Source organism: Bacteroidota bacterium, from assembly GCA_016721765.1.
In the GTDB taxonomy this organism is placed as follows: domain Bacteria; phylum Bacteroidota; class Bacteroidia; order UBA4408; family UBA4408; genus UBA4408.
The window spans coordinates 717898-738371 of record JADKHO010000004.1; the positions used below are offsets into that span (position 1 = coordinate 717898).

Here is a 20474-nt window from a genome sequence, read left to right on the forward strand (position 1 = left end):
TTGCCTGATGTTGTAATCTATGCTAAATTTCAGGAAAAAAATTTCCCTACTTTTTTTATTGCTGCTAGCTACCTGCAGCGCTAGCGCCATTAATCGCAATACAATTGGTGTTCCCTTAATTCGCAGTTTCGATTTTAGTGGTAGCGGTTTACGCACCAATTGGTCGATTGTGCAGGATAAGCGGGGAGTTATGTTTTTTGGAGTGCAGGGCGGGGTGCTTGAATTTAATAATATAGATGGCACAACTTTAATTTTGCTACCCAATGGATCCACCGTTCGTTCGCTCTGTTCCAACGAGGAAGGAATTATTTTTGTTGGCGGGCGACAAGAGATTGGCTATCTAAAGCCCAATGATAACGGTGCTTTGGAATATAAAAGTTTAGTTGAGAAATTGGATTCCTCCGACCGAAACTTCACCGAAGTTGCGAAAGTATACAACACCAAAGATGGAATTTGTTTTCAAGCTTTCGAAGCTTTGTACTTTTTTAAGGATGGAAAGTTTAAGGTGATAAAATCTTCGAGTACATTTCACTTTAGTTATTACATAAATGATATTCTTTATGTACTAGAACGTGGGGTGGGACTCGATAAGTACGAAAACGGACGGCTTTCTCTTCTTCCTGGAGGCGATGAATTTTCGGATGATCGCATCTATAGTATTTTGCCTATTGCTAAAAACAAATTGCTTTTTGCTACACGCGATCGAGGATTATTTCTCTATGATATGCTTCAACCTCTTGGCAAGAATATCCTCCAACTTAATACACCTGCCAGCGATTATTTAGCTGAAAGCCAAGTATACGATGGTGTTCAATTGGAAGACAGTTCAATTATTTATGGCACACTTCAAGGGGGCTTAGTGATATTAAATCAGAAAGCTGAAATCATTAAAGTTTTAAATAAATCCAATATTCTTGAAGATAATAAAGTCAATGACTTGTATGTGGATAATTATGGTGATTTATGGATGGCCCAAGATAATAATGTATCTATTCTCGAAATTAATTCTCCATTTACTTTTATTAAAGATAAGAATGGCATAAATGGCAATATCCAAGGCATTTGCAAATTCGAAAACAGGGTCTATGTGGCTACAACTCTCGGTGCTTATTTTATAGAACTGAATTCGACTCAGGCTGGATTTGAAAATAATCCAAAATTTAACAAGTTGGATTTAAAATCAGAATGTTTTAGCTTTTTGGATGCTAAAATTGGTGCGGTAAATAAATTATTTGTCGCAACAACTTTGGGCTTTTTTGAAATTCAAGAAAACAAAATAAAACCCATCCTACAAGAGTATTGTTTCTTTGCTTTTCAGTCCAAAATTGACCCAAATAAATTATTTGTAGGTTTAAAAAATGGCTTTGCCGTGTTAACTCTAACTGATGGTTCTTGGGAAATTAATTACCCGGATCAAAATATTAAAGATGAAATTAAAACAATTGCAGAAGACCATTACGGAAATATTTGGCTAGTCTCTGTAAAGGAAGGTGTTTATAAAGTGACAAAAGAAGGTTTAGCCCATCTTAATTCACTTGGTACCTCACAGTATCAGTATGAAAAATTTGACACCGCTAGCGGCTTGCCCGATGTGATTTACAATAAAGTTTTTCCATTTGAACAAGATGTTATTTTCGGTACAAAAGATGGATTTTTTAATTTCAATTACCGCACCAATCGCTTTGATCCATTCTTAACTTTCAACCAAGTTTTAGATAAATCTTCATCACAAATTGTAGATTTTGCAAAAGCTTCAGAGCATGAATACATTGTATTATCAGTACTTGAAGGAAGTGGTCCACTTATTTCCATACTTGAAAAAAAGCCTGATGGTAACTATAGCAATTACTCAAAACAATTCAGGAGAATGGGAGAAGTGGTGGTAACAGCAATCTGTATTAAAAATGAGAACACATTGTGGATGAGTTCTACCAACAACATTATTTGCGCCGATCAACATACCGTTAAAAATAATAGTAAAACATCCGATCGATTATACAATGCTTTAATTAGAAACATAAGAATTGGAAATGATTCAATTATTTTTTATGGAACATTCGCAGACAAGGTGATTAAATATAATGAGGAATGGAATATTCCAACACTAAAACAACCCCGATCCTTTTTACCCGAAATTTCATTTAGACTAAATTCCATTTCCTTTGCATTTAGTTATTCTTTTAACGAACCCTCCACTTCAAATTATTATAGTTATTACTTAGAAGGTTTTGAAAACGAATGGAAGCCATGGTCATTAGAATCCAAAGTTTCCTACAACAACTTACGCGAAGGCAAATACACCCTCCACTTAAAAGCAAAAAATATTTATGATACCATTAGCGACGAAACCACATATGAGTTTGTGATTTTACCCCCTTGGTACCGCACCATTTGGGCTTATTTAGCTTATCTGTTACTTTTTGCAGGATTTGTTTATTTGGTGGTTCAAGTTTCGGTAAGGCGTTTAAAAACGGCAAAACTAGTCTTGGAAAATACAGTGAAGGAACGAACTTCCGAAATCGTAAAACAAAGCGAAGAAATTCAAAAGCAAAAAGATATTGTTGAAATAAAAAACAAAGACATTACCGACAGTATAAACTATGCTAAACGCATTCAGGATACCATACTTCCGCCTGATAACGAAATAAAGCGTTTGCTGCCCGAAAGTTTTATTTTGTTTTTGCCAAAGGATATTTTGAGTGGTGACTTTTATTGGGTGGATGAAATTGATGACACTGTTTTGGTTGCAGCTGTTGATTGCACGGGACATGGCGTGCCGGGAGCTTTGATGAGCATTGTGGGAAATAATATTTTAAGTCAATCCATTAACGAACACCGCCTATCAAAACCATCGGCCATCTTGGATGAATTAAATAAAGGCGTGACGAATACCCTCCGCCAAAAAAATGAGGAAAGCAAGGTTAAGGATGGAATGGATATAGTGCTGCTTTCGCTCGATAAGAAAACAAACAAAGTTGCTTGGGCAGGTGCTAATAATCCCATTTATCACATCCGAAATGGAGAACTTACCGAAACCAAAGGAAATAAATTTCCCATCGGAATCTTTATTGGCGAGGAACTTAAGCATTTCGACAACCACGAGATGGAGGTTCAAAAAGGCGATACGATATATCTTTTTACCGATGGTTATGCCGATCAGTTTGGTGGACCGAAAGGCAAAAAGTTCAAGTACAATCAATTTAAAATTACGCTGATTCAACTTCAACATCTACCTATGGAGGAACAACGGATGAAATTGCTAAACACCATTCGCTCTTGGCAAGGTGAAAACGAACAGGTAGATGATATTCTCGTAATCGGAATCAAAATCTAAGAAATTCAAAAATTATATCTTGCTAATTATAAACTTTATTCAACTATAATTCGGAGTAAACAGGGTAAAGAAGCTGTTTGTCTAAATAGTGAAATGATTATTGCAAGTGTTAACATTTGTGAATAACTTTGGTAAAATTAGCGTTCGACACCGATACTTAACTTTTGGCAATTTGGGTAATAACTTTACTTCCCTGATTTATGCTTGAATTCAAAGAGAGCACTACTTCTCTAAAATATACGCTAGAAGACACTGCGTTTGTGGACGCGTTGAATCAAAAAGCGTGGAGCATACGTAAGTCCTATCCCAATAAATCGTTGGATTTGGCGCTAAAGGCGCGTGAAGTGGCCATCGAAATTAATTACAGTTATGGGCTTGCGCAAAGCTACTTATCTTCAGGCTCTTCCTATTACTTGCTTTCTCAATTTCAAATTGCATTACTGGATTTGCAAAAAGCACAATCCATCTTTGAATATTTAAAAGAACATGCCGGATTAGCAGCTGTTATTCGTTCCATTGGAAATATTCACTTGGCCCTCTTTCAATATGAAAAATCGCTTGAAGTTTATTTTCAAGCACTTAAATTTAGCAGAGACGCCAACGATAAATTAGGTATAGCCTATATCTACCGAAATATTTCGGCGGTGTATCATTATCAGGAGAAATATGAAATCAGTTTGGAATACGCTTCCAAAGCGATAGAACTGTTTATTGAGCAACAAGAAGAGCTTGGATTAACCGATGCACTCAACAGTGTGGGAAATACCTACCTCAAAACCAATCAACCCCAAAAAGCTTTTGACGTATTAACGCGCTCTTTAAAGATTAGCAACTTCAATAATCACCTCAAAGGAATAGCTTTGGCCAATACTTCTCTTGGAAAATACTATTGCATTGTTCACGATTACAACCAAGCTATTTATCACCACCAACTGGCCATGAGTGCGGCTAAGGAAATGGGTGAAAAAATGCTCATCAGTGAAGTATATAAAAACTTGTCCGACGCTTATAAACTCATTGGTGATTTTGAGCAAGCACTCGAATGCTTTGAATATCACGACAAAGTTAAAAGCAAAGTGCTTACCAGCAATAACGAAGTAATCATAAATGTGATGCAAACGCAGTTTGAGTTGGAACAAGCTGAAAAAGAAAAAGAAATTTACAAGCTGCGGAATTATGAATTGGCGAAGGCGAATAAATTGATTGAAACCAAAAACAAAGATATCACCGACAGTATTAAATACGCCAAGCACATTCAAGAAGCCAGTTTACCTGATAAAGCTTTGATGGATGAGTACCTCAAAGATTATTTTGTTTTGTACAAACCCAAAGACATTGTAAGTGGTGATTTTTATTGGTTTGCCGAGAAGGATGGAATCGTATATGTGGCAGCAGTGGATTGCACGGGACATGGTGTTCCAGGGGCTTTTATTTCGATTGTAGGGCAAAATTTATTACGACAGGCTTTGAGTGAATTAAAGACGGCTTCACCTGCGCAAATATTAGATGAAGTAAATCGTTTATTTAACCTCACTATTCGTCAAACCTTTGAGGAATCTACTGTGCGCGATGGCATGGACATTAGCTTATGTCGCATCGATTTTAAAAACCTCAGTCTTCAATTTGCAGGAGCCTTTAATCCCTTGTTTTTAGTGCGGGAAACAGCGCTCACTAAATACACCGCTGATAAATTTCCAATTGGGATTTTTATTGGTGAGGAGGTGCGAAAATTTCACAACAATGAAATTAAATTAGAACCAAAAGACATTATTTACATGGCCAGCGATGGTTATGCCGATCAATTTGGTGGAGAGGAAGGAAAAAAATTAAAAAATAAATTCTTCCATCAAACGCTTATTGATAATCATTTGTTGGAAATGTATCAGCAAAAAATTAACCTCGAAAATTTCCATAATCAATGGCGTGGACCTTACGAGCAGGTGGATGATATTTTGGTAATTGGCATCCGCATTTAACCGCTGTAATCGCAAAGGGCGTAGTGTTGTAAAAACAGACTACAAATCCCTAATCCAAAATAAAATTTCCAAACTCCAAATTCCTAAATCTCAAATCCTGATCCCTTAATCCTTAACCCCAAATCCTTATTCCTTAGTCCTTAATCCCAAATAAAGGATGCTAGTTCGGAATTATTTCCATCAACATTTCAATACCTTTCAAATCATAATACGTACAGGTCATTTTATCGGTATTAGTTACCCATTTCTCAACACCTGATTTAGCACAGTCCTTGCAAAATGTTGGGAAATCGGTTTTACCTTGCTGATGTGCCTTAAGGTCAACCTTGAATTGCGCAATATTCGAAGTATCCGCAATAGTTAAGGCTTCGTATTTTGCACCGGTCGAAATAGTATAATCGTCGGTTCCGTAATAATTTGTGTTACCGGTGCTCACAAATGTTTCATATTTTATAAGACCTAATTTTTTAATTTCATGGATGTACGTGGGAAAGTCCGCGCCCGATTTTACACGACTGTGTGCTGCTTTAATTTGTTCAATGGTAAACATAAATTATGTGCGAGTTGTGTTTCAAAATTCAGTTAATAATTCTTCTATTTCAGTTATAAAGTATTATAAACTTGCACAGCACTACCTATTCTTCACTAAGTTCCTTATTGCTGGCATACACGCGCCATTTGGATAATACGGCCTGCATATCGGCCGGTAATTCCGAATCAAAAAACAATTCCTTTTTTGTAGTAGGATGCACAAAGCCCAACGATTTAGCATGCAGCGCTTGACGCGGAATAAGTTCAAAACAATTATTGATAAATTGTTTGTATTTGGCAAAGGTGGTACCTTTTAAAATTCTTGCACCACCGTATAATTCATCGTTAAATAGCGGATGTCCAATGTGTTTAAAATGCACCCGTATTTGATGTGTGCGGCCGGTTTCAAGTCTACATTCCACCAAGGTCACATATCCGAAACGTTCGAGTACTTTATAATGTGTAACGGCATGCTTTCCAAAATCACCTTCCGGAAAAACGTGCATCATTTTGCGGTCTTTTAAATTTCTTCCCACATGGCCTTCTATGGTTCCTTCATCCTCAGCAAAATCGCCCCATACGAGCGCATTGTAGGTGCGTTTGGTAGTGCGGTCAAAAAACTGTTTGGCTAATTTGCTTAACGCGATTTCATTTTTTGCCATCACCATAATTCCGGTGGTATCCTTATCCAATCGATGCACTAATCCGGGCCGTGCGTTTTGTGAATTGAAGAGCGGCAAATGCTGAAAATGATACATCAGAGCATTAACCATTGTTCCGCTATAGTTACCGTAGCCGGGATGCACTACCATGTTGGCAGCTTTATTTACCACTACTACTTCTTCATCTTCATACACAATATCGAGTGGAATATTTTCGGGTTTAATTTCACGGTCGCGCGGAGGATGAGTTAATACAATTGTAATAACATCAAAAGGCTTTACCTTGTAGTTGGATTTTATTGGTTTTGCATTCACCAAAATATTTCCGGCTTCGGCTGCTGCCTGGATTTTGGTGCGGGTGGCATTTTCGATGCGGTTCATCAAAAATTTATCAATGCGCAACAGGTCCTGTCCTTTGTCAACATCAAAACGAAAATGCTCAAACAGGTCTTGTTCTTCCTGTTCTTCCTGCTCTTCAAACGGTTCTTCTTGCATTTTAGTTTTTGGATTTTTGGGGCGACTATTTTATCACCACAATTTTTTTGTTCACGAAGGTGTGAAGCATTTTGTTTTCGATACTTACAAAATAAATTCCTCCGTTAATTTCTGAAATATCAATTCCTTGTGAAGTACTTTGGCTTAACGCTAATACGATTTTACCGCTTAAGTCACGCAGCTGAATCACAGCATCAAAAGGATTTGTGGTGCTTATAAATAAACGGTCGTTGGCCGGATTGGGATACAGGTTTATACTTCCAACTTCCGTCTTTATTTTTTCGGGTATGCCGATATATAAATATGGACAGGATTTAAAAACCGGATGCAGCATTAAACTTCCATTGATGATGGATTGATTCCAACCTCCGCCGATATTAAAATATAACTTGTCACCATTGTTGTTATTCTTATCCAAACCCACATTTAATTCATTGGCTGTACTTTGTACCCAACCCACATAAAAAGTACCCGAAAGCGGAACAGGATTTTCTAAATCAAATTTTATAAAACCATTTATAACGTGCGCATAGGATGGCGAATAGTTTTGTGTACTCTCGTAAACAACCGCTCCTGGAGCGCCCCCGATGTCGTTCCAAATGCGCAAACGAAAAAATTTATTGCTGGCATTATCTACCGAAGGATTAAAATAAATATACACCGCATTCATGGTGTCACTTGTATTCAAGGTAAATTTTAATGCTGCTTGACCACCTGCCTGCACCACGCCATAAGCCGATTCGGCAGAAGCATCGTCATAAGCAAAATAATCATTAAAATGCTGCACAAAGCGCACAGTATCGTTGCTGTTTATTTGATCGGTTCCCGGAACACCGGCAATTGCTAAACTGTGGGTAATAATAAAATCACGGCATCTATCAGTATCCGGAAAAACAAAGTTTACCGGTGGAAAAGTATGTGGCGCAAAATTGTAATATCCGTTCAAATAAGAAGGAATGTTTTGCGAACCAGCATTGGGATAATTATACCACAAATTATCATCGTTATCAGAAACTTTATAGGTGTAGGATTGAAAATTTTCGGTCACTTTATTCAAATTCACTATTGTATTCTTCACATTGGCTTTCATCATCGATGGCACAAACTGACTATAGGGAATGGCCTGAAAATCTTTCAACATCGATTGAGCCGGATACACAAAAGCAATGTCGCGGACAATAGTATCTTGAGCTATAGCAATTTTATTTAAGGTCACATAATCTATATGCCAATGATCGACATTTCCCGAAAGGGTAGCATAATTTTTAAAACGAAACTGAAATCCTTTATATAAATAAGTGGAACCTTGTTTTAAAGCAATACTAACTTTTTGAAATGCCGTGTCCGGATAAATTAAATTTCGCCCCGGCAACGACCATACATGGCTCCAAGTGCCATCCTGCTTTTTAAAATCCAACACCAGCGAGTCGGTTGATTCAGGAAAATTGCCAAGTCCTTTAGGCTGACAGAAAAAGCTCAATACCACACTATCATTTGCGCCTACAGGTATATTTAAATCCAAGTACTTTGAAGTAAGTTTATCCGCTAAGCCATAAGCTACAGGATTCGCAAAATTGTAGGGATACCCGGTCGAATCCAAACCATCGAAAGTTGCTACGCCAATACTGGGCGGATTGATTGGGAAGGTAGAATTAACAAAAACTTCATTCTCGTACCATAAAGTTTGATTGGGATAAATGTGCGTATTGATAAAAGTTATGCTGTCGATTTCAAGCACTTTGGTTGTGAATAATTTTACCAAATTACTATCAATCTGAACGTGCGTAACGCTATCGTAAACCGGTCGAAAATATGGATTCCACACGTCAAAAATAGCTGTTGCTTGTGTAGGTTTATTTAAGTTATCGAAAAGCGTGAGGTTAAATACCGGCGGCTGTTTTATCGAATCTATTGAATTGATTGAAGTGTTATAAAAGTAGGTATAAGCCGTGTCGGTAATGTAATAAATGGTATCCACCGGTGGAATAAATCCGTTAATCTTAAACGAATAATGCAGTGAATCGCTTTTAGCAAGGCCACTGTATTTAGAAGTATCGTAAGAAGTAAATTTGTTGCTGCTAAAATCATCCACAAATGGCAACGCAACTGAAAGCGTATCCTTTGTGAATATAATTCTTTTTTTAGCGATAGCACTTATCTTGGATTGAGCATCGGAGTGATGTTTTGTAAACAGTGCCGGATTAGTGGTAAGTTCATATTCTCTTTCCTGTGCAAGTACTTGTAAGGAGGCAAAAAGCAAAAAGAGCGTAAAAATAATACTGCGTAATTTATTCATTCGGAACAAGTGTGTCTTGGGTTGGAATACTTATTTTAGTTTCATCTTGGGTAAAAAACAAATCAATGCTTCTTCCCGGATTTATCATGGCATTGCTTGAAAATGCAGGTGTTTGTTTGTAAACTTTTGCGAGGGTAGTGTCCTTCACCGTTTTATCATACACCAAAGCACCTACTTCTAAGGAAGCAGATTTCACAGCGCTTTCAGCGGCATCTCGTGTTAAACCTATTAAACTGGGAACAGGCACTTTTTCGCCATTTAAGCCATCGCCTAACACTAAATCAATTTTCGAATTTTTAAGAATGGAAGTTCCCGGTTGAATATCACGCCCTTTATAGGTTTGATGCAATACTGCATTAAATGCATAATCGGGTACGTATTTTAAATTACCAACTTCTAATCCGTAGGTCTCTAACATGGCAGTAGCTTGGCGCAAAGAAACATCAATTAAATTGGGCATTTGCACTTTGGGTGGGTTAAATGCATTTACTGTTAAGTAAACCGTACGGTTTTGTTTCACTAAAAATTTAGCTGAAGGATTTTGCTCCACCACCGTTCCTGGTTTATTTTCCTCATCAAAAATAGAATCCACAATTACATAACGCAATTCCTTATCATCTATTGCTTTTGCTGCAGCTTTTAACGTAAGGCCTTTCAAATCGGGTACTTCAATGGTTTTGCCATGCAAGGTATAGGTGGATATAAACTTAAATGCAGCCCACAATACCAACACTACCACAGCGAGTGCAGCAGCAGCATGTTTTAAAAATAATTTACTTTTTATAAATTCTATCACCTAATTTGTTTTTTGTTTCCCTATTCTAAATCTATGTGAAACCTATGATTCTATGTTCCTATGTGTTTAAATTTCAACCTCAATACGGATGCATAATTTCTAATTTACCAATTCCCGTTTCCCAAACTTTTGAAAAGCAAATTTCAATATGCCATCAATAAAATCGTAGGGCTTTAATCCGTCAATGGCAGCCTGATGAAATATACAAGTTGCCGGTGTCATTCCGGGCAGTGAGTTTACTTCAATAAAAATTACCTCTACCCTATTTTGTTCAAACACCCGCACAAAAGCATCGATGCGCGCATAACCATTAATATTAAGCAAGCGCGCTGCCTTTTCTAATTCGGATCTTACTTGCTGTGAAATTAATTTACGTGCTGTAGTATCCTTTGAAAAGCGTGCAGGAGTAATATTTTGACCTTGACCGGCCAAAAACTTTTCTTCCAACGATAGTACTTCACCTTCCGATAAGGCCTCGCTGGGTTCAAATACTTCGTAACACACATTGCCTTGTGCATCAAAGGAAGTGAGCATACCACCTGTAATTTCTAAAAAGTGTGAAGCCCCGTTTTTGCTGATGAGTTCTTCTACTAAAAATTCTGTTTTAATTGGAAACTCTTCCTTGGGCTTTACTTTTAAAATGGCTGCCTTGGCTTCATCCAATGCTTCGCTTTTGCGGAAAATCAAATCGGCAAACGCTACTAATTCAGTCTCCGATTTTATTTTTCGCACTGCACTGCTGCAGCCATCATCCACCGGTTTTGCTATGAGTGGAAATTTAATTTTTCCTAAAATAGTGGCAATCGCTTTTGTGGTATCTGCTTTCCAATCCTGCTCTTTCACTACCATATGTGCTGCAACCAATTGATTGTTTTTTCGCAGCAGTTCGTTGGTTTCGTATTTATTGATAGTAATAGAAGAACTAATCGCATCTGAACCGTTATAGGGTAATCCTACTTTTTCGAGATGTTTTTGCACTGCACCATCTTCGCCCGGGCGACCATGCAAAGCAATAAACACAGCATCCACCGCCGTGGCAAGCGAATCATAAGTTAAACTTTGTGGCTTGGCTAAATTTCCGGATTGGGAATATTTCTCTGTTAGTTCAGCACTTTCGGCAATTATTTTTTTGATGATGGGATGAATGGAATAATGATCAATCTTCTCGCGAATATCGTCGGCATTATCTTTCAGCAAAATATTTATTGGAATTTGATACATCAAATGCTCCTGCTCATTGCCGGTTAGAAAAACCGGAATGGGTTGATATTTTGTGGAGGAGGAAAGTTTTTCATAAATATTCCTTCCGCTTTCTACCGAAATATGCCGCTCACTGCTGAAGCCACCTAACATTACCGCAACCTTTATTTTTTGCCTAGCATCCGATTTTTCGCGTGCGATGGATACATCTAAATTTTGAATTAAGGTTGGAATGGCTTTATTATCGGGCATGTCCAACAAGCGTTGTTGCAATGAAATGCGAATGATGTAAGTCAAAAATTGAGAAGGATTTAATCCGATTTCAGCTGCCTGATGAAAGAAAAACGAAGAAGGCATCATACCCGAAGTGGTATTGGGATCGTTTAAAAACACAGTACCGTCTGCTTTAATAAATCCATCAATACGGGCATACACATCGAACTTAAAGTGATGAAATAATTTTTCACATCCGCTTCTTATTTTTTCGATTTGTGCATCCGGTAAATCAATGGGTGTTATCTTGCGCGACAAGCCCGGCAAGTACTTACTACGGTAATCGAATAATTCTTTCCCCTTTTTTATTTCGGTTGGAGGAAGTGCAATTGCTGCTTTTCCGCTAGCACCCATTTCGTTTTGTAGCACAATACAACTAAACTCACGTCCTTCAATAAATCCTTCCACCACCACTCGCTCATCTGCATCAAGCGACTCGATGCGTAAGTTTTCGCCTTCGTTTAGGTGTGTGTTAAGATACTCTATCAAATCAGCCGGATGGTATATTTTTACTTCTCCAATTTTTACAGGAATACCTATGCCTTCGCGGATATCGCTAAGGCTGTGAATAAATTCGGATTTATCCCAATCATTGAGTTTGCCCCAATCGTTAAAATCGATTTCATGAATGAAAAAGCTTTTGTTGACTGCCTTTCTAAACTCCGCTTCATTGGCAGCATTCATAATACTTACTCCAATTGAAGAGCCTTGTGTAGATGCCTTAATCACACAAGGAAAATGAATCTGCGATTTTGCTTTTTCGTAGTATTCGTGCTGCTTTCCTTTGAGCCAATCCGCTCTATCAATCACAAAAAAATCAGGACTTGCAAATCCGGCTGCTTGCATTAATTGCTTTTGTAGCGCTTTATCGATTCCAATTTTTGATGGCTCAATTCCGGAGCCCGAATATGGGATATCCACCGATTGAAGCAATTCCTGCACTTTTCCATCTTCCCCATAAGGGCCATGCAAACACAAAAAAGCGAAATCGAAATACTGTTTAAACTCTTTTGGTTCGATGCGTACCCCGAGGGTATCAATCAATTGCTCCTGTTCCTTTAAAGTTAAATCACCCAAGCTTTCGGCATAAATTTGAAATTCGCCTGAAGTTGCTGGGATATGGCTTGCGGGAGGATAAAAATCACGTATGCTGCCTTTGTACACAAACTCCCAATTAAGGAGTATAAAATTCCCAAAACTATCAACAAACAAAGGAACCGGCTCAAAAAGTGCCTTGTTTAAATTATCATATACGGTACGGCCGCCGGCAAAGGAAATTTCGCGCTCCTTGCTGAATCCACCAAAAACGATTGCTGTTCTTATCTTCATAGGGTAAAAAAACGTGTAAAGATAATTAATGTGAAGGGATTTTCAAGTTGTAAATTTTGCGGGTAAAAAGGGCTTTAATCAAACTAAAGTTTAATTGAAAATAATGAAATAGTTACTTAGCTGTGTGCGAAAAAGTTCAATCAAAAAAGCTTCTCTGCAAATCCGTATGCTTGCAGGGAAGTATTCCTTTGGAGTGCAAATGCTTCCTGTTTCAAAAAACAAAATGAAATAAGTTGCTTCTAATAGTCCTATAAATAAAAAACCCACAAAGCTAGGCTTCGTGGGCACTGTGTGGTGCAGAAAATAAAAAAAGATAAGTTATTGCTTAACCACCTTAAAGGTTTGTTTGCGTGGTTCACCTAATTCTAAAAAATAAAGTCCACTTGAAAGTGTATTTACCTGAATACTATTTTCGTTATCAGAAATGTATCCACTTAAAACATTTCTTCCGGAGTTGTCTGATATTTTGTATACTTCATTCTGTAAAGATTTTTCGGTTCTGATATATAGTTTATCGTTGAAAGGATTGGGGTAAGGAAACCAACCAAAAGGATCTTTCAGTTCCTCAGACATTGTTGCAATACCTGTAAGCACCCATAATTCACGCCCATAAGTTCCCGGATTGGACATTGAAAATATATAATTTCCATTCACTAAATTCCACTGTCCAATTCCATTGGAAGTTCCTCCAATGTTTGATGCCTTTACCGTCCCTATTGCTGTTCCATCGGTTTTCCAAAGCTCATAATTGGTTCCATTGTTGGTAGCAACAAAAAACATTGTGCTTCCGTTTGAATAACTGAAATCATTGGCAGTATTTATACCAGAACCCGTTCCGGCATTTATATTACTTAAAAAACTTGTTCCGGCAAGCGTTCCATCTGTTACATAGAGCTCTCTTCCAACGGTACTGGAATTACTCATCGAAAAAACAAACTTTCCATTTACTTCATTCCATTGTCCAATTCCATTGGAAGTCCCACCTTGGTTGGTAAGTTTTATGGTTCCCGCGGTGGTGCCATCGGTTTTCCATAGTTCATAGGTTGTTCCATTGTTTGTTGCTACAAAATACATAGTGCTACCATTTGAGTAACTGAAATCAATGGAAGTATTTATACCAGAACCCGCTCCGGCATTTATATTACTTAATAAACTTGTTCCGGCAAGCGTTCCATCTGTTACATAGAGCTCTCTTCCAACTGTATTGGAATTACTCATCGAAAAAACATATTTACCATTTACAGCATTCCATTGTCCAATTCCATTGGAAGTCCCACCTTGGTTGGTAAGTTTTATGGTTCCCGCGGTGGTGCCATCGGTTTTCCATAGTTCATAGGTTGTTCCATTGTTTGTTGCTACAAAATACATAGTGCTACCATTTGAGTAACTGAAATCAATGGAAGTATTTATACCAGAACCCGCTCCGGCATTTATATTACTTAATAAACTTGTTCCGGCAAGCGTTCCATCTGTTACATAGAGCTCTCTTCCAACTGTATTGGAATTACTCATCGAAAAAACATATTTACCATTTACAGCATTCCATTGTCCAATTCCATTGGAAGTCCCACCTTGGTTGGTAAGTTTTATGGTTCCCGCGGTGGTGCCATCGGTTTTCCATAGTTCATAGGTTGTTCCATTGTTTGTTGCTACAAAATACATAGTGCTACCATTTGAGTAACTGAAATCAATGGAAGTATTTATACCAGAACCCGCTCCGGCATTTATATTACTTAATAAACTTGTTCCGGCAAGCGTTCCATCTGTTACATAGAGCTCTCTTCCAACTGTATTGGAATTACTCATCGAAAAACATATTTACCATTTACAGCATTCCATTGTCCAATTCCATTGGAAGTCCCACCTTGGTTGGTAAGTTTTATGGTTCCCGCGGTGGTGCCATCGGTTTTCCATAGTTCATAGGTTGTTCCATTGTTTGTTGCTACAAAATACATAGTGCTACCATTTGAGTAACTGAAATCAATGGAAGTATTTATACCAGAACCCGCTCCGGCATTTATATTACTTAATAAACTTGTTCCGGCAAGCGTTCCATCTGTTACATAGAGCTCTCTTCCAACTGTATTGGAATTACTCATCGAAAAAACATATTTACCATTTACAGCATTCCATTGTCCAATTCCATTGGAAGTCCCACCTTGGTTGGTAAGTTTTATGGTTCCCGCAGTGGTGCCATCGGTTTTCCACAGTTCGTAGGTTGTTCCGTTATCCGTAGCAACAAAATAGGTAATGTTTCCGACAGAATAGCTAAAATCGTTAGCCGCATTAATACCTGACCCGGTTCCCAAATTAATATCCTTTAGCAAGGTAGCCATTTGAGCCTTAATCTCACTGCAACATAGGAGTATGGAAAATATAATAAGAAAACTATTTTTTTTCATATTTGGAATTTTTAGCGATAAAAACAAATATCGGACTAATCGATTAATAAATCCTTACCAATTAATAAGTTTTTATCACTCATTGGAAAGTAATTACATTCATTGGATTCTTGCTGAGGAGCTAGCTTCGTGCGCAAAGTGGAATTTATTGTTTAAAACTTTTGCAGCAAAAACGGCGGTAAGTTGATACCTCTAATTGATTCTTATTTTCTAGATAATGTCTTATCAAAATAATTTTTTTACGAAACTTATTTCTGCTAAATCCAAACTATATGCAAATGAACTTGCAATGTTTCTTTTATCAAATAACTAATGATAATGGAAAAAATGCTTGAGGAAAAATAGTTGTGCGAGGATAAAAAAAAATCCCCTCGAATTCGAGAGGATTTTTTATGCTAATTATTTAGATTTTACTCCACCACCAATTTTTTATGCACTTGTGTATTGTTTACCTGTGCTTCCACCGTATAAATTCCTGAAGCGAATGTAAGCTCAGGTTTAATGTTCGCTGTGCTTTCGCTGCCCGCTTCAATTTTTGCTTGATAAACCAGTTTACCTTGTAAGTCAAAAATGCGCAAAGCAATTTCTGTTGGACCATTCATTAATCCACTAAAACTCAACGACACTTCATTTCCTTTACATGGGTTTGCCAAGATGTTTAATTCTACACCCGTTTGCTCCTCAGCTAAGTTATTAATTTCAGCATCTGAATAACGCGGAATAACTGCAGGTGTAACAACTGTGCAGGCAGGCCCTTCGGCGCTCCATACTCCTCCGGTATTTGAAGCTACCGCAACGGAGTACGTAGTACTGGGAAGCATATTTTGCACGCCGCAACATCCATAGGTTCTTGAAAATTGCCACATGGTATTGGAGTTAAAATTATAGAAGGTTTTATTGTAGCCTGCCGGTCCGGTAACATGGTAGCTGTACATAGATGCTCCCGGTACTGCTGTTACAAAAACATTTGAACTAAAAGTAGGAAGCAAATAGCTGCTACAATAAGCAGGTTGCAAGGAAGTGAGCGGTGTAGCAGGAGTAGTAACGGTGCACACTGCGCCATAGGCTCCAAAAGCGTTTCCAATTTTTGGACTAACTTCCACATCGTAGGTTGTGGAATAGCGTATTCCATTTCCTCCAACAGTCGGTACCCAACTCAAGCGATAATCGGTATTCCCTGAGTTTCGGTAAACCACAGTGGATAAACCTTGACCAACATTGGAAATACGGTATTGATAGTTACTTGCACCCGGCACTGGTACACTAAAAATTTGATCGGAGAGGCTTGTTACACTTGTATTACATGATGTTGGTACTACCAATTGAGTAGCCGGAGTAGCACCAACGGTAACTGTACAAACCGGGCCAAAAGTTCCCCAAACACCCGGCAGTGTTTGTGTTCGACCCACCAGGGCACGCACTTGTACATCGTACGTATACCCATACAATAAGGTAGGAATACTATTATCGTGCGCCCACACTAAGCGATAATCGCGATTGGAATTCATTCTTCTCCAGTTGTGATCATAAGCTTGTGCAACATTCACAATGCGGTATTCATAATCGTTGGCACCATGAATTACATCGCTAAAAAGTTGTGTATTTAAATCGGTTATAATACTGTTACAGGAGCCCACACTGAGTTGTGTTGTAGGGAATGGACCAAGAGTTACATTGCAAATTGGTCCGTAGGAATACCAAAGACCACCCACTTTAGCAGAAATTGAAACTTTATAAGTATTTCCAAACAGCACTCCCGGAGCCCACATCATACGAAAATCATTTGCCGGTTGATTACGGTTAAATGTGTTGTTAAAACTCAAGCCAACATTCACTACTTTATATCTATAATCAGTAGCACCGGGAATAGTTGTAATAAAAATTTGATCATACAATGTTCCTAAAGTAGTGCCACATGAACCTAAGGTTAAGGAGGTAATGTAATTAATACTGGTATTTAATAAAACCGTAAAATTACTGTTGTTATAATTAGCAACTAATAAATCACTTTTTGAATCGGCGTTAACCAATGCGCTCACAATTCCGGAAGAACCCACACCCGAAAATTGATTTACTGCAGTTGCGAAAGTTCCATCCTGATTATTAATAAATACCGAAACGGTAGCTGAAGTAGCATTGGCAACAGCAATGTCGGCATAGCCATCTAAATCATAATCGGCTGTAGTAACGCTATAGGGTAAAATACCGGTACTGTAATTCACCGTTGAAGCAAATGAACCGGCACCATTTCCAATCAGCACCGACATATTATTTGATCCGCTATTGGCAACTGTAATATCGGCATTTCCATCGGCATTAAAATCAGCAGTGCTAATGTCATAGGTAAAAGTACCCACTGCAAAATTAGTAACAGCGCCAAAAGAACCAGCTCCATTACCTAGGCGCACCGATACATTTCCGGCATCGTAATTAGCGGTGGCAATATCTAAAAAGGTATCGTTATTAAAATCACCTTTAGTAACACTGTTAGGGCCCAAGGCGGTAGAAAAATTTACACGTGCTGCAAACGAACCCAAGCCATTACCGGCATAAAAAGAAAATGTATTGTCAGAATAATTTGTCACTACAACATCCGCAGCTAAATCGCCATTAAAATCACCTGTAACAATACCGGTAGGGAAATTACCAGTTGCAAAATTCACTGCGGCAGCAAAGGAGCCTGCTCCATTACCAATCAGCAGTGATAAGGTATTGCTTCCTGAATTAGTTACCACAACGTCCATTTTGGTATCACCGTTAAAATCGGCCACAGCAATAGCAAATGGATTGGTGCCGACAGCAAAATTCGAATTGGTTCCAAAACCACCTAATCCATCACCGGCCAGGAAGGAAACGCTGTTATTATCGAAATTACAAGTCACTACATCCAATTTAGAATCGCCATTAAAATCAGCAGATTCTAAATCTAAAGTACCTTGTGCACCTTTATAATTTGGTGCTGCTACTAACTTTCCTGCGGTGGCACCCAACATCATCGAAACAGATCCGCTGGCATAATTCACGATTGCATAATCCAATTTCGAATCGGCATTAAAATCATGTGAAATTACGCGAAAGGGATTTGCTCCTGTGGAATATCTCGGTTGTTCGGTAAAAGAGCCTAATCCATTTCCAAATAAAAGAGAAAGCGAATTACTGCTATAATTAGTTACTGCTAAATCCAATTTTCCATCTGCATTTGCATCCGCAATATCAATTCCGGTGGGTGCTGTACCAACATCAAAATTAGTGGCAGCGCCAAATGTTCCATTGCCATTGCCAAGCATAACCGAAGCTTTTGCGGCGGTAGAACACACAATTATTAAATCGATATTTAAATCACCGTTCACATCCGCTGCAGCGCCAGAAAATGGGCCGGCAAGTGTAGCAACATTAGAAGCAGCGCCAAATGTTCCGGTACCGGTTCCCAATAAAATGGAAAAATTATTTGATGTCGTATTGCAACTTACTAAATCTAAAAAAGTATCCCCGTTAAAATCATACACCAGCACATGAATAGGTTGGGTTCCGGTAGCATAATTTACGGCTGCCGAAAAAGAACCTAAGCCATTTCCAAGCAATACCGAAAGGTTATTGGCAGTGCTGTTTGCGCTAACTACATCCAAGTTGCCATCACCATTAAAATCGCCCGTTGCAACAAACGCCGGTCGAGTACCTGTTGCAAAACTAACAGCAGCATTAAAAGTTCCACTGCCTGTTCCACTTAAAAATGAAATGTTGTCACTTAAAAAATTAGCAGTAACAATATCCGGTTTTGAATCGCCATTAAAGTCACCGACAGCAACCCCTTCCGGCTGCGTGCCGACAGCATATGTTACTTGCGTGGCAAAACTTCCAGTACCGGAACCAAGAAGTACCGAAACATTAGCATTGGAAGAATTCACAACGGCCAAATCCATTTTACCATCGGTGTTGAAATCACTTTTGGCAATGGCATAAGGTTGAGAACCAACTGCAACATTTGGTGCAGTGGAAAAGCTTAATTGAGCAAAAACAGAAGTTGTGCATAAGAATGCAACAACGCCGGTGAGTAAGTGTTGAGTAGTTGTTTTTTTCATAGGAATTGTGTGTTAGTAATCAAAAACAAAATTGAACTAGTTGAAATTACGTATTTTTATCTCAGTCGGATTTGTTTCATAACTGAATTCGTATTTTTTTTCGACCATCAGTATTTTTCCTTATGTGAATGGAAAAGCTGTAGTTTTACTGACCTATTTTTCATATATGATTCATACGCTTAAGGTTGGGCATTTGGCAGGGCATACAGCTGCAATTTATAATTTGAGCAAAGGTGCTCATCCGGCTGAAATTTTTTCGTGCGGAAGCGATCGCGTGCTCCTTAATTGGAATTTAAATTTAGGCGTGCCTCAAGTGATTGCAACATTCCCAATGGCCGTTTATTCTATTCTTTATATACACAGCAAACAGTTATTACTCGCCGGTTTGGCGGATGGTGGAATTTCGATTGTGGATTTGATTCAAAAAAAAGAAGTCAAAATATTACAACATCACCATGCTCCTATTTTTGATTTAACTTACAGTGCGGTAAATTCATGCATCGTTGCCGCTTCCGCTGATGGGGCCATTTCATTTATAGATGCTGAGACTTTAACATGTTTTAAAATTGTGAAATTGTGTACGGCAAAAATCAGAAACTTGGCATTAAACGCGGCCGAAACAGAATTGGCTGTAGCATGTGGAGATGGTTCTATACGACTGTTTGAAATGCAAAACCAAAAAGAAAAAATTAGCATTGAAGCGCATCAAGATTCCGCTAACTGTGTGTTATATCACCCAAATGGCAAGTTCCTGCTTTCGGGCGGAAAAGATGCACACTTGTGCGTATGGAAATGCACTGATACCGGCGAACTAATTCTTCACACAAAAATTCCTGCGCACAATTTTGCCTTATACTCACTTGCCTTTCATCCCGATGGAAATTATTTTGCAAGCGGGAGCCGCGATAAAACAATAAAGATTTGGGATGCACATACTTTTGAATTTTTGCTTCGAATAAACAAAGAAAACTACGAAGGGCATTTGAATTCGGTGAATAAGATTTTATGGACGTCCTACAAAAATTGGCTTATCTCTGCCGGTGACGATCGCGCAATATTGTTATGGGAGCTAATGGAGTGAGATAATTTTTAAGCGGTAAT

The 20474-nt window shown here is 38.3% G+C and carries 11 protein-coding genes; 3 read left to right on the top strand and 8 right to left on the bottom strand.

Features of this window, described 5'->3' with window-relative positions; translation table 11 throughout:
- The first annotated feature begins 19 nt into the window (after positions 1-19).
- The gene (locus tag IPP32_17145; GenBank protein MBL0049810.1) at positions 20-3334 is read left to right on the top strand and encodes a SpoIIE family protein phosphatase; all 3315 of its coding nucleotides are present in this window, start codon (positions 20-22) and stop codon (positions 3332-3334) included.
- Between the two features lie 200 nt (positions 3335-3534).
- Positions 3535-5310, top strand: a complete 1776-nt coding sequence (locus IPP32_17150; GenBank protein MBL0049811.1) for a tetratricopeptide repeat protein — start codon at positions 3535-3537, stop codon at positions 5308-5310.
- A 160-nt stretch (positions 5311-5470) separates the two neighbouring features.
- Here IPP32_17150 and IPP32_17155 read toward each other — a convergent pair whose 3' ends face one another.
- The 8 genes from IPP32_17155 to IPP32_17190 form a co-directional block, all read right to left on the bottom strand.
- Positions 5471-5860, bottom strand: coding sequence for a DUF1398 domain-containing protein (locus tag IPP32_17155; protein ID MBL0049812.1), 390 nt, complete (start codon positions 5858-5860; stop codon positions 5471-5473).
- 85 nt (positions 5861-5945) lie between these two features.
- The gene (locus tag IPP32_17160; GenBank protein ID MBL0049813.1) at positions 5946-6998 is read right to left on the bottom strand and encodes an RluA family pseudouridine synthase; all 1053 of its coding nucleotides are present in this window, start codon (positions 6996-6998) and stop codon (positions 5946-5948) included.
- A gap of 25 nt (positions 6999-7023) precedes the next feature.
- On the bottom strand, positions 7024-9294 hold the full coding sequence (locus IPP32_17165) for a T9SS type A sorting domain-containing protein (protein ID MBL0049814.1): 2271 nt from the start codon (positions 9292-9294) through the stop codon (positions 7024-7026).
- Positions 9287-10090 (bottom strand): PASTA domain-containing protein, encoded by an 804-nt coding sequence (locus tag IPP32_17170; GenBank protein MBL0049815.1) that lies wholly within the window; start codon positions 10088-10090, stop codon positions 9287-9289. The genes IPP32_17165 and IPP32_17170 overlap by 8 nt, the downstream gene beginning before the upstream one ends.
- Positions 10091-10189: 99 nt before the next feature.
- On the bottom strand, positions 10190-12886 hold the full coding sequence (locus IPP32_17175) for a D-alanine--D-alanine ligase (protein MBL0049816.1): 2697 nt from the start codon (positions 12884-12886) through the stop codon (positions 10190-10192).
- A gap of 324 nt (positions 12887-13210) precedes the next feature.
- Positions 13211-14698: a T9SS type A sorting domain-containing protein gene (locus IPP32_17180; protein MBL0049817.1), complete on the bottom strand. Its 1488-nt coding sequence runs from the start codon at positions 14696-14698 to the stop codon at positions 13211-13213.
- Positions 14695-15294 (bottom strand): hypothetical protein, encoded by a 600-nt coding sequence (locus tag IPP32_17185; GenBank protein ID MBL0049818.1) that lies wholly within the window; start codon positions 15292-15294, stop codon positions 14695-14697. The genes IPP32_17180 and IPP32_17185 overlap by 4 nt, the downstream gene beginning before the upstream one ends.
- 410 nt (positions 15295-15704) lie before the next feature.
- Positions 15705-19373 (bottom strand): T9SS type A sorting domain-containing protein, encoded by a 3669-nt coding sequence (locus IPP32_17190; GenBank protein ID MBL0049819.1) that lies wholly within the window; start codon positions 19371-19373, stop codon positions 15705-15707.
- A gap of 166 nt (positions 19374-19539) precedes the next feature.
- Here IPP32_17190 and IPP32_17195 point away from each other — a divergent pair, with 166 nt between their 5' ends.
- Positions 19540-20454, top strand: a complete 915-nt coding sequence (locus IPP32_17195) for a WD40 repeat domain-containing protein (protein MBL0049820.1) — start codon at positions 19540-19542, stop codon at positions 20452-20454.
- Positions 20455-20474 lie beyond the last annotated feature (20 nt).